The following is an 11,430-nucleotide window of genomic DNA, read 5'->3' on the forward strand; positions in this document are numbered from 1 at the left end:
GCCGGCGGTTAGAAGCCCGGGCCCTCTTCGTCCTCGTCGGCAGCATCCGGATCGGGCGTCGCCAGGATCTCGGGCGGCTGGCCATCCAGCGGGTACACCCAGCGCACGAACGTCCGCCCGCGCAGGTTCGGGTCTCGGCCCTCGATGGTTATGGGCGTCGGACAAGGCGCACCACGCTCGGCGTTGCCCACGCCCATGTGCCCTAGCACGATGATGCAAGGCCGCGTCATCCACACGCTCATGTCCATGCCGTGCAGCACCCGTCGCGTGGCCGCACCGTACTGGCCCTGGGCCCCGGTCCGGCTGGTCGGTGGCGCGCCGATCTGGTTAATAAAGCTGGCGATGACGAGCTGCTCGCTCACGCTGCTAGCGTCACCGGGCAAGTCGTCGCTCGTTGAAAACGTGTTGAGCTGCGGCACGCCACGGCCGTCGAGAAGCTTGCGCAGCGATGGATCGTAAGTTCCAAGATAGCTCGTATTCGCGGCCAGATCCAACATGGTTCCCGATGGCCAAACGCTGTTCAGCCCGAACGCCGACGCGTTCATGATCGGGCGATTCGGGTCCACGCCCGGCCGCACGTCGTACATGCCGTGGTTCACGATGATGACCACGTCGTGCAGGTTGCCGGGCAGGTCGTGCAGCAGCCATCCGGTGGCCTCACTCGTACGTTGCGACGCGGGGATGCCAGTCGGGCGTGGCGTTGCCCGCAGCACGCCGGGCGCACCGTTCGCGTCCACCGGCGTGGGCATGCCCCACACGATGGGCCCGGCCCACTGCACGCTCAGCTCCTTCATCGTCGAACGCACGGGGAAGCTCATGCCGCTCGGCCGGGCCGCCAGCACGGGGTAGCCGCGGTTGTCGGGGAACGTGCCGACGGTCGCGTTGATCTCCGGGCTCATCCACGGGCTCATCGTCGCGATGGTCGAGCCCGCGTCCTCGTCGCCCACGCGCACGGTCGCCTGCCCATACCACGGCACGATGAGCCCGGCCCAGGTGCGCGTGCGCTGCTCGGTCTGCCCGTACACGTGATCGATCACCGTGAGGTGCGCGCCGCGGATCGACGCGGGGCTGAGCAGCACCGCGCCGCCCCAGGCGATGCCGGTGAACACCGCCGTCACGCCCACGAAGGCTACCCACGCGTGCTTGGCCCGGCCGGTCTTCTTGAGCACCGCGAAGCCCACCGGACCGGCGATGAGCCAGTACGTGATGAACACCACGAAGCCCAATAGCACGCCAGCCGCCGGGCTGCCCGTCTGTGCGATGGCCGCATCGATGGCGTGGTCGTAGTGGCGCACCTTGCGGTCGGGCGGCCTGAGCTGCACACCGCCGGCCGGGCCGCGCATGCTCCAGGGCCGCAGATCCCCGCGACGCCCCAGCACGCGGTGCCAGAAGCTGCCCGCCGATGGCACGCCCACGCGCAATAACGAGTCGTCGCCCACGTCGATGCCCACCAGCGAGACCTGCCCGAGCCCGACCTGCCGTCGCACCACGATCGCGCGATCCTGCGGGTCGCTCAGCACCACGAACGCGTCCTCGTCGTCGGCATCGGCGCGAGGCTCGAACGTGTGCGCGACGATGGTGTTGGGCAGCACGATGTCGTTGCGTAGCGTCAGCAGCGGGCGGATCGGCCCGGTCGGATAATCGGCGTCGCGCGTGGCCGTCACGCGGGGCATGATGTCGAACAGCGGGTTGTTCAGTTCGCCCGACAGCCACGTGCTCCCGACCTGGGGCATCACGACCACCAAGTGACCGCCCTGCTTGACCCACCGCCGCAGCGTGTCGGCCCGCTCGGCCCCCAGCGTCACGGGCTCGTCCTGCGTCCACACGAACACGTCGTACTGGCTTAGCCCCGCCCACGCGTCGGGCATGGTCGCCGGGTTCAGCCGCGTGGCGACAGCTATCGGCTCGTGCAGCCGCGTGTCGTAGGGCTTGTCCTGCCCATCGCCGTACGCCGTGAGCCCGGCGGTACGCGAGCCGACAACCCCGATCATCCCCGTTTCGGCGCTGACCAATCCTCTCGGGCTCAGGTACGCCTCGCCCACCATCCTCCCCGCCCGGGGCGAGGCGGTGTCGGTCTGCTCGGCCTCGTACACCCGCGCCAGCAGGCGGTCGCCCGTCCTGAAACGGAACGGCATGCGCAGGTACGTCCAGATCTCCTGCCGCTGGCCCGGGTTCGACGCGAGCCCGCGCTCGTATTCGGTGGTGTCCCCGTCGGCGTCCTTGACCTCGATCCGCACCAGCAACTCACGCTGCCTCACGCCCCGGTCGGTGATCGCCAGCCGCAGCCCGGTCCACGAGCCCGGACGAACGACGTCGCCGAGCCCGAATTCGACCGCGTCGATCGCCACCTCACCCTGCCCGATGCCAAGGGCCGCCGCGGGATCATCGGGGTCGGCATCCTGGGCCAGCACCGCGGGGCCCGCGAGCAGCCCAACGGCAAGAACGACACCAATCAGGCCCGAGCGAATCGGGGTTAAGATGGGCCCGAGAACAACCGATACCAATTCCATGAACGTCCCTAGCGAGGCCGGGTTCGTGCTGGTGGGCATCGCCGCCCTGGGCATCGGTGCCATGCTGCTGTCCATGGCCGCCGCCATCCGCCATGGGGTTAGCTTCATCGAACTCGAAGCACGCGTCAAGGCGCTACGCGCCCAGCAGCGCCAGTTGCTGATCGAACGCGGCATGATCGAGCCAGACGAGGGCGAGATCATCGAGGTCGACGTAGTCGACGACGAAGAGGCCATCCAGGCCATCCCCGTCGACGAGGACGAGCCCGCCCAGCCCGAACGCATGGCGGCCTGACTCACGCCCCGCCACCCCGGAGCAGATCGATCAGCACCGCGTGCGACCGCGCTCCCATGCGGAAGCACGGCAGCTCGAACTTCTCATTGGGCGAGTGCACCCGGTCGTCGTCGAGCCCGAAGCCCATAAACACAGTGTCGAGCCCCAGGCTGTCCTTGAGCATGCCCGCGACGGGGATCGAGCCGCCGGTCTTGATGAGCGCCACTTCCATGCCGGTCGATTGCTCCATCGCCTGACGGGCCTTGGCAAGCCACTTCGAGGTCGGGTCTACGCTCGACGGGTGCCCGCCGTGCATGTCTTCCAGCTCCCACCGGCAGCCCGGCGGGGTCTTGTCTTCCAACCACGTGAAGAACTTCTTGACGATGTCGTCGGGGTCCTGGTTCGCCACCAGACGAAAACTCACCTTGGCCGTCGCGTACGCGGGGATCACCGTCTTGGCACCCGCGCCCATGTACCCGCCCCACATGCCGTTGATCTCGGCCGTCGGCCGCGACCACTCACGCTCGATGCTGGTGAACCCGGCCTCGCCGATGTCGGCCTCGGGCGAGAGCCCGATATGGCTGAGCATGTCGGGGATGTCGATGTTGAGCGACGCCCACTGGGCCCGCTCCTCGTCGGTCGCCTCGATGAGATCGTCGTAAAACCCGTCGATCGTCACATGGCGGTTCTCGTCCCACATCTGCGCGAGCACCTTGGATAGCTCGTTCAGCGGGTTGGGCATGCGCCCGCCCCAGAAGCCGCTGTGCACGTCCTTGTCGGGCCCGTGCAGGCGGATCTGCGTGTACGCCAGCCCGCGAACGCCGTAGGTAATGGCCGGCCTGGTTCGCGAGATCATCCCGGTGTCGCTAATGAGGCAGAAGTCGCAGCCCTTGAGCTCGCCCTCATACTCCTTCAGGAACTTCTCGAGGTTCTCCGAACCCGATTCTTCTTCCCCCTCGAGCAGCACCGTCACGCGCAGCCCGCCGGCGGCTTCGCCGCTCTCTTCCTTCCACGCGCGCAGCGCTTCGAGGTACATCGCCACCTGGCCCTTGTCGTCGCTCGCCCCGCGCGCCACGATGTGATCGGCCGGCGTCTTCGCGTCGGCCTTCTTCACCACCGGGTCGAACGGCCCGCTCTCCCACAGGTCCAGCGGGTCGGGCGGCTGCACGTCGTAGTGGCCATAAAACAAAACATGAGGCCCGGTGCCGCTGTCGGCGTTGGGCGTCTTGGCCAGCACGCACGGGTGCCCCGGCTCGTCCTTGGTGCCCGTGGGCAGCACGCGGGCGGTCAGCCCGGCCTCTTCCAGCCGCTCGGCCGCCCAGCGGGCCGCGTCTTTGCATTGGTAGGCGAACTCGGGGTCGGCGCTGATGCTGGCGATGCGGAGCCACTCGCACAGCCGATCGACGGCCTGCGGTTCGGTCTGCTCGAGCTTCTGGAGAACCTGGTCGATCATGCATGCTCCTACGCGGCATTTGTACGCCGTCGAAGGGGCATCGTTGCAGCCTCGACCCCGGACTTCTTGAGCAGCCGCCCCGAATCAGCCCCCGGCTTCCTCTCGGTCGAGGGCTTCGAGCATGAGGTCGTCCGGCGGAGCGGGGTTGTGGCCCACCACCTGCCGACCGCAATCGGGGCAGGTCGCCGAGCCGCCGGCGGGCACGTACACCCAGGTCGGATCCCACTTCGCCTCGCCGTCGCTGGTCCAGTGGCACGCCTCTGCCGGCATGAGCGTATCAGCATCGGTGTTCGGGTTACGGACGGGGAACCCCACGTCCTCAGCCAGGCGGTAGTCCTCGAACACCTCGCCGGTCTCCACGTCGATCAGCGTGATCTCCTGCGTCCACCGCTCCAGCGAGCCCACCTCGCTTTGCAGCGAGCGCGCCGCGATCACCGCAACGCCGATGAGGCATCCGAGGATGACCACGGCCAGGATGACGTTCTTCGGCGGGAGCCCGCCCGATCCGCCGTCATCGCCTCGCTTAGCGGAGTTCGGCTGCTGGCGATCAAAATCGTCGATCAGGCTGCCGAGATTCTCTGATTGGGCCTGCACCATCGCTGCTCCACGCAATCCCGTGATCTCGAACGGACCGGATCAGGGCACAATGTAGGGATTCCGGCGCGACACGTCCTGCGCCTTGCTGGGCCACTTTTCTTTCGCGTACTCCCAGAAGCTGGTGGGGTCGCCGACCTTCGTGCCGGTGGGGAACCAGAAGTCGGGGTTGGTGGCCTCGCCGTCGGTCATAAGCTTCACGTGGCCGTCGAAGAACGCCAGATGCCCCAGCACCTGCGTGGCGGCCACACGCTCTGGGTCGGTCTGCGTGCCATGCCGGAAGGCAACGCGGCGCAGGTCGGGATACGTATTCGGATCCCGCACATGCAGACGCCTCCCACTCTCACCGGGTGCAGCCGAGCGATCGAGCTCGCGGTTCTCGTTGAACCACGCGCCCGTGCCCCCGAACGCGCCGCCGTACCAGCCGCCACTGCCGTCGCGCTCGCCGATCGCATAATCGAAGTCGGGCTTGGTGCGTCCGGAGGCGTACCGGTGTCCCTCGAACACGGCGACCTTCTGGAACAGCGTGCCAACGTTGTAGATGTACGGCTTGTAGTTCCCGCGATCGTTCAACCGCGGCGACGTGCCGCCCTCGCGCGGCGGCTTGGTGGTCGTCGTGAACTGCGTGCTCATGTTGTAGCCGATCATCCGACCGGTGGTCCAGAGCGAGGAACCTCCGAACGGCGTGGACTGGAATCGGTTTGCCGGGCAGATGTACTCGTCCACGTTTTGGCGGTACCAATCGAACCGCTCGGAGCGGTACTGCTCGCCCTCGCGCGTGCGCCCCTCGATGCGGACCCCCTCGCCGGGCCCATTGCGGCCGTTCATGTGCGCCAGCGGGCCCATCCAGTCCCAGGTCTGCATGGCGATGCCGTTGTAGATGCCGAAGCTGGCGTCGTAGCCGCTCGTGTCGGGGCTGCCGACGATGGCGTCCTTGTACTCGTTGGCGTAGACATTGATGCTCTGGACGATCGAACGCAGGTTGCTCGCGCCCTTCACCTGCCGCGCCACGCCGCGGGCCTGGCCCAGCGCGGGCAGCAGAATGCCGATGAGCAACGCGATGATGGCGATGACCACCAGCAGCTCAATCAGTGTGAAGCCCGACCGCCCGCCTTGCCTTCGAAGCATGCCCTTATCCCTCCGGAACTCGGCCATCTTACATCCATGGGTCTCGTATTGAGAGGCCCAAGTCTAGCTCCCATCGCCACCGACTTCGGCCCCGGAGGGGGCTGGATTGGGGTTCTAGGGGTTCTTAGCGCTTTGCTAACCGACATCCTGTCGCTTATCGCGCCACGAGTGCCTCGCCACGCCCATGCTGGGGCCATTGGGCGGCCATATCTCACGAACCCTCCAATCGCCGCCAACCTATCATGACTCGTGAAGCTCATCCTCCCGAACCCCCGTGGCTTCTGCGCGGGCGTCAGCATGGCCATCGACGTCGTCGACCAGGTGCTCGACCTGTGCCCGGGCCAGCCCGTCTACGTCTACCACGACATCGTCCACAACACCCACGTCGTGGGTCGCTTCAAGGCCCGGGGTGTCCGATTCATCGAGGACGTCGATCTGGTGCCCGACGGCGCCATCGTGGTCTTCAGCGCCCACGGCATCCCCCCGCGGGTCCGCCAGAAGGCCCTCGATCGCGGCCTGCGGGTTATCGACGCCACGTGCCCGCTGGTCACCAAGGTCCACAACGAGGCTATCCGGTATGCCCGCCTGGGCTACCAGATCCTGCTCGTGGGCCACAAGAACCACCAGGAGATCATCGGCACCAGCGGCGAGGCCCCGGGCGCCACCCAGGTCGTCGAGATGCCTGAGGACATCCCCCACCTCCGCATCGAAGACCCTACCAAGTTGGTCTACCTGACCCAGACCACGCTGAGCACCGACGACGCGGCCGTCATCATCGACGCGCTCAAGGCGGCCTTTCCCGACATCAAGGCCCCGCCCAGCGAGGACATCTGCTACGCCACCACCAACCGCCAGCACGCCGTGCGCACGCTCGCGCCCACGTGCGATCTCACGCTGGTCGTGGGCTCGACCAACAGCAGCAACAGCAAACGCCTGACCGAGATCAGCGCGACCGCCGGCACGCCCGGCAAGCTCATCGACGACGCGAGCCACATCGACCACGCGTGGTTCGCGTCACCCGATGACACGGTTCTGATCACCGCCGGCGCGAGCGCGCCCGAGGACCTTGTGTCTGAGGTCTGCCGGACGCTGCTGGAACGCTACGGCGGCGAGATCCACGCCTGCGACGTGTTCGAAGAAGACGTCTACTTCGCGCCCCCCGCCGGCCTCAAGCAAATGATGCGCGAGCGGGGCATCGACCCCAAGAGCCGGGCGATTCGCGTGACCAAGCCGGAGGTCACCGAGTCGGAATACGGCAGTGTTGCGCTGACCATCAGCGCGCCCGGAGGCATCGCGTAACTGGACGGGCCGATTTGAGGATCCGGAGATTCGGTGGCCATCCGGCACATGAAGGACAGGACATGACCGTCGCCGGTACCAATCTCACTGGCCCGAGCAGCTGCCGCATGCACATCAATGCGACGGATCGCCCGTCATTTTTGGTTTTGAGGTGTTCCAGACGGCCCCTGCAACAGCCGGTGTTCAGGCCTCAGCCAGTGCCTTTGTCTTCTACCGCCTCGGCCTCGTCCGCGATCGCCTTGAGCGCCTTCCCATTCATCAGCGGGATGCTCGTGCGACCCGTGCTCAGCACGACGCGTACGTAGGGCTTGCACATGCCGCAGCCCGTGCAGCAGCCGGTGCGTTCGCTGAGTTGGTCCTGGGTCAGGCCCTCCTCGCGGGCCATCTTCAGCAGCTTCTCAAAGGGCTGGTCGTAGCACACGCACCGCTCGACGCGAACCCGCGACGTGGACGCGTCGAGGTCGGCGATGGTGGCGGGTTTGGCGGTCTCTTGGCCCATACTCACGACACACTATCGGCCGGCCGCGAGCGGTTTCTCACCTCCATACCCGCCAGTCGGGTATATAGCGAGGGCCATTGTGGATGCCGACCGATCCGATCCCCCGCGCCGGCTGCGTGAGCCAGCCCGCCTCGGCCCGATAGCCTCGTGCGCTGCCGTCGGCGTGGACGGCCATGCAACTGGCTCCAGCCCCCAGCCCGCCGTGCCGAAAGCAGGTGGTGGGAAAGCCGTTGCGTCGCCAGCGGGCACCATCTGGCCCCGCCCCCGCGTAGAGCATCGGCGGATCGAGCAGGGCGTTGCTGGCGGGCAGGACCATGGGCCCGCGGCTGATGAGCGTGTCGGCAAACACGAGCAGGCTCGCCGGATCGGCGATGCCGCTCAGCCGCTGGTGCGGCCGGTGGCCAATCTCGTACGACCAGCCGGGCGTGTACGCGGGGCTGAGGTAATAACCGTTGTAGCCGTAGGTGCTGGTTGGGGCTTGGGTCGCACCCTGGTGGGCGTACGTGCCCGGCCGTTGCGCGGGGCAGGCGAACGGGCCGATCTCTCCCGGCTTGGCGTCGAGATAGGACGACAACAACCCGCGAGAATGATCGAGCGAGCCGCTGGCCGACCCGTCGGCACCCCACCAGTAGACGCTGTCGCCCCCACCGGTGTCGGCTGGGTCGGTATACGCCAGCGGCATCGCCAGCCCGTCATGGTCGCCGGCGTACATCGTCCATGCGACGCCGAACTGGCGCACGTTGCTCGAGCACACCGCCCCACGGGCCGCGTCGCGCGCGCCCGAGAGCGCCGGCAGTAACACGCCGACGAGCGTGCCCACGATTGCGGTGATCACCAGCACCTCAATGAGCGTGAACGCGCGGCGGGCCATCAAGCACACCCCGCGTCGAAGGCGTTCTGGAAGCACAGGAAATCGAAGATCGTCGGTGTCCCGTCGCCATCACAGTCCGCCGCAAGATCGCCGGCATCGAACGCGTTCTGGAACGCCAGGAAATCGAAGATCGTCAGCGAGCCGTCGCCATCAAAATCGGCGAAGCAAGTCGGGTCGAGAGCGAAGGCCACGACATGGTCGCCCCACATGCTGACCGCGATACCCTGGGCGATCGCGGGCGAACCTCCTCCGAGGTCCGTCCGCGCGTGAACGAACTCGGCGCCGGCCGGGTGGGCGTCGAGATCAACGAGTGCGAGCCCGCCGTCGGGCGCGCCCACGAGCAGCGCGACCCCATCGGGTGTGCGGATCGCCGCGGGCTGGTGGTCCCAGCCACCCAGCGCGAGATACTCGCCGGGATCGATGCGGCCATCGGCGTTGAGGTCGTCCCAGGTCTCCGTGGCCAGGTCCCAAACCCGCTCGGCGGTAGTGGCCCGATCGTTGAAGAGCTGGATCGTGGGCAGCGAACCGAACCCCTCCAGTCCCGCGGACAGCACAACCCGGCCATCGCCCAGTGGAATCGGCGTGGCATCGGTGCGCTCGCAGGCGATCGCCCACAACTCGTCGCCGGTCGCCGCGTCGAGCTTGACCATGTTGCTATTGTCGCGCCCACCGCTGAAGGCGTAGCTGGCCGCGAACAGCGAGCCGCCCTCGTACGCGATCCCGCCGAAGAAGCCGATCGGGTTGCTGGCCGTCCACGCCTCGGTGTCGTGCTCGAAGGCCTTGATCGAGCCGTCGGCCAGCGCCACGAACACGCGCGGGCCGTCCACGGCGGGCGTGGCACCGGATGCCGACCCGATCGTCACCTCGTCGATCACCTCGCCATCGGCCGCGTCGAGCATCAGCAGCCTTGCCCCGCCGCCGAACGGATCGTACGTGGTCAACCGTACGACACCATTGTCGGCGTCGATAGCCGGCGACGCGTTGACCACCGGCTGGCCCAGCGCAGCTCGCCACAGTTCTGCGCCGTTGCCCAGGTCGAGTGCCACAGCCGAAGAGCCCGTGGTGACGATGACGAATCCGCCACCACGCACGCCTTCGAGGGCCGGGCTCGACCACGAGAGCAGCACCGGAGCATCAACCGGGGCACGCCACAGTTCTTCGCCGGTGCCAGCTTCGAGCGCGATCGCGTTGGCGTGCCCATCCAGCAAGCCCAGCACCACGACCACGCCGTCACTCGAGATCACCGGCGACACCTGCGGGATCGCTTCGAATACGCCGCCGGCGTCGTAAAGCCATGCCTCCGTGCTGAGCTCAGGAAGTACCGCAGTATCGGCAATCGACACGCGATGGGGCGTGGCGGCGGCGTGCGTCCAGGCGTCCTGCGCGATCGCCCGCATCGCGGTCACGAGAATGACGGCAGCACTACGCATCGCAGCCGTCCACGAACAGGTTGGTGAAGGTCAGGTAGTCGAAGATATCGAGCGAGCCATTCTCATCGAAGTCAGCCCGGCCGTCGCCAGTGGCGAACAGGCTCTGGAACGCGAGGAAGTCGAACACGTCGACCTCGCCGTTGCCATCGACATCGGCCTCGCACAACGAACGCACGACCGCCAGCGCATCGATGTCGGGCGACTGTCCGTCGCCGGCCGTGATGCGCACGAAGTTGGCCTCCAGCAGCCCGGCCGCGCCGATGTCGATGCCAACGCCGCCACCCGAGCCGTTGTACGCCGCAAGCAGCTCATCCCAGTTCGCACCGTCCGGGTCGAAACCGGGATTCACAGGCAGCCGAAAGTCGCTCGGGACATCGCCGCGCTCCTCGGTGAAGGGGGTTGCCAGGTCGAGATAGCCAAGCGTCGGATAATGATCTTCGGCGGCGGCCGCAACGGCAAAAAACTCGACGCCATCCTGCGAGACCTCGATCGAGCCCCCGTCGAAGAACGTGCCGCCCACGACGCCCGCGGGGAAGGCCGAGTCGATGTAGCCGCCGTTGTGGAAGAGGATCAGGTCGATGCCGAATGGGTTGAACGCCGCGTCGAACGCGGGCGTGCCCAAGCGCAGCGTCAAACTCCCACCCGCGCCGATGGTGACGACCTCGCTGGACAGGAACGGCGGGTTGAACGGCGTGACAACGCCGGGGAACGAGCCCACGCCCGTGTACCGCGTTGGCTTACCAAGAGCGCCCGAGGGGTCATCAAACCCGATCGGCACGTCGGCACCTGGCGTGTACTCGACCACCTCGGCTGCCCACGGGTCGAGTAGGCCCTGGGCACTCGCAACGGCGGAAATGGACAGAACAACAGACAAAGCAACCGTGCGCATCGCGCACCCCTTCCGTGCCGGCTTGTCACCGGCGTGCGTCCCGATTCGCGCGGGACGGCCCCGGACTGTTCACCCAAAAGGGGTGGGTCCATAGATCGCTTCTCGCTTGGGTATCCGTAGCACGGCTGCGCACACGCCCGGGGCACACGGGCTCGCACCGTGCCACCCCATTCGCGAGGGCGACAACGCAGGCTCGTGGCAGGTCTTCCGGCTCCGGGCCCGAGTCTCGGCGGCCTTCCCGCGAAGGAGTCAAAAACTCCCCGCAGTGGCGTGCTCCCCAGATAGCTTCTGGGGGCCGAGGTCGGAACATGCCCGTTACGGCGGCGCGTCCGCGGTGGCTTTACACCACACTTCCCTTTTCACTCCCACCCGATGGTGGGAGAACCACTAGCCCATGAGCCTACTCCGGTTTTCGGAAGGGATCAAGAGTGATGAACCCGAAGATCGCAGGGGGCTTGGAAGGGGGTGATCGGGTAGGCGGGTGGT

Annotated in this window: 10 protein-coding genes and 1 riboswitch; of the genes, 2 read left to right on the forward strand and 8 right to left on the reverse strand. The window is 67.2% G+C overall.

Going from position 1 to position 11,430, the window contains the following annotated elements; genetic code table 11:
• Window positions 1-8: 8 nt before the first annotated feature.
• A complete protein-coding gene (locus NCW75_08530) occupies window positions 9-2,510 on the reverse strand; it encodes a hypothetical protein (GenBank protein UYV11348.1) in 2,502 nt (833 codons plus the stop codon).
• Between NCW75_08530 and NCW75_08535 the strand changes: the two genes are divergently transcribed.
• On the forward strand, window positions 2,509-2,802 hold the full coding sequence (locus NCW75_08535) for a hypothetical protein (protein UYV11349.1): 294 nt from the start codon (window positions 2,509-2,511) through the stop codon (window positions 2,800-2,802). The genes NCW75_08530 and NCW75_08535 overlap by 2 nt on opposite strands.
• A gap of 1 nt (window position 2,803) precedes the next feature.
• Here the strand turns inward: NCW75_08535 and NCW75_08540 are convergent, their stop codons facing one another.
• From NCW75_08540 to NCW75_08550, 3 genes are all read right to left on the reverse strand, one after another.
• Window positions 2,804-4,234, reverse strand: a complete 1,431-nt coding sequence (locus NCW75_08540) for a M20/M25/M40 family metallo-hydrolase (protein UYV11350.1) — start codon at window positions 4,232-4,234, stop codon at window positions 2,804-2,806.
• 84 nt (window positions 4,235-4,318) lie between these two features.
• Window positions 4,319-4,831, reverse strand: a complete 513-nt coding sequence (locus NCW75_08545; protein ID UYV11351.1) for a hypothetical protein — start codon at window positions 4,829-4,831, stop codon at window positions 4,319-4,321.
• 39 nt (window positions 4,832-4,870) lie between these two features.
• Entirely contained in the window at window positions 4,871-5,956 is a 1,086-nt protein-coding gene (locus tag NCW75_08550) for a prepilin-type N-terminal cleavage/methylation domain-containing protein (GenBank protein ID UYV11352.1), read from the reverse strand.
• Between the two features lie 249 nt (window positions 5,957-6,205).
• Here NCW75_08550 and ispH point away from each other — a divergent pair, with 249 nt between their 5' ends.
• Entirely contained in the window at window positions 6,206-7,255 is a 1,050-nt protein-coding gene (gene ispH, locus NCW75_08555; protein UYV11353.1) for a 4-hydroxy-3-methylbut-2-enyl diphosphate reductase, read from the forward strand.
• 190 nt (window positions 7,256-7,445) lie between these two features.
• Here the strand turns inward: ispH and NCW75_08560 are convergent, their stop codons facing one another.
• The 4 genes from NCW75_08560 to NCW75_08575 are packed head-to-tail and all read right to left on the reverse strand — an operon-like array spanning window position 7,446 to window position 10,944.
• Window positions 7,446-7,760, reverse strand: a complete 315-nt coding sequence (locus NCW75_08560) for a hypothetical protein (protein UYV11354.1) — start codon at window positions 7,758-7,760, stop codon at window positions 7,446-7,448.
• Window positions 7,761-7,791: 31 nt separating this feature from the next.
• A complete protein-coding gene (locus NCW75_08565; protein ID UYV11355.1) occupies window positions 7,792-8,625 on the reverse strand; it encodes a DUF1559 domain-containing protein in 834 nt (277 codons plus the stop codon).
• Window positions 8,625-10,055, reverse strand: coding sequence for a PQQ-binding-like beta-propeller repeat protein (locus tag NCW75_08570; GenBank protein ID UYV11356.1), 1,431 nt, complete (start codon window positions 10,053-10,055; stop codon window positions 8,625-8,627). Before NCW75_08570 ends, NCW75_08565 begins: the two co-directional genes overlap by 1 nt.
• The gene (locus tag NCW75_08575; GenBank protein UYV11357.1) at window positions 10,048-10,944 is read right to left on the reverse strand and encodes a hypothetical protein; all 897 of its coding nucleotides are present in this window, start codon (window positions 10,942-10,944) and stop codon (window positions 10,048-10,050) included. Before NCW75_08575 ends, NCW75_08570 begins: the two co-directional genes overlap by 8 nt.
• Window positions 10,945-11,123: 179 nt before the next feature.
• Window positions 11,124-11,348, reverse strand: a riboswitch (cobalamin riboswitch).
• Window positions 11,349-11,430 lie beyond the last annotated feature (82 nt).

It is taken from the genome of Phycisphaera sp., assembly GCA_025916675.1.
Lineage (GTDB): Bacteria > Planctomycetota > Phycisphaerae > Phycisphaerales > UBA1924 > JAHCJI01.

What these genes read in the sequence shown, in the direction of transcription:
- NCW75_08565 (UYV11355.1), bottom strand. Translation starts at nt 8,625, where the DNA reads ATGGCCCGCCGCGCGTTCACGCTCATTGAGGTGCTGGTGATCACCGCA.
- NCW75_08530 (UYV11348.1), bottom strand. Translation starts at nt 2,510, where the DNA reads ATGGAATTGGTATCGGTTGTTCTCGGGCCCATCTTAACCCCGATTCGC.
- NCW75_08550 (UYV11352.1), bottom strand. Translation starts at nt 5,956, where the DNA reads ATGCTTCGAAGGCAAGGCGGGCGGTCGGGCTTCACACTGATTGAGCTG.
- NCW75_08575 (UYV11357.1), bottom strand. Translation starts at nt 10,944, where the DNA reads ATGCGCACGGTTGCTTTGTCTGTTGTTCTGTCCATTTCCGCCGTTGCG.
- NCW75_08540 (UYV11350.1), bottom strand. Translation starts at nt 4,234, where the DNA reads ATGATCGACCAGGTTCTCCAGAAGCTCGAGCAGACCGAACCGCAGGCC.
- NCW75_08570 (UYV11356.1), bottom strand. Translation starts at nt 10,055, where the DNA reads ATGCGTAGTGCTGCCGTCATTCTCGTGACCGCGATGCGGGCGATCGCG.
- NCW75_08545 (UYV11351.1), bottom strand. Translation starts at nt 4,831, where the DNA reads ATGGTGCAGGCCCAATCAGAGAATCTCGGCAGCCTGATCGACGATTTT.
- NCW75_08535 (UYV11349.1), top strand. Translation starts at nt 2,509, where the DNA reads ATGAACGTCCCTAGCGAGGCCGGGTTCGTGCTGGTGGGCATCGCCGCC.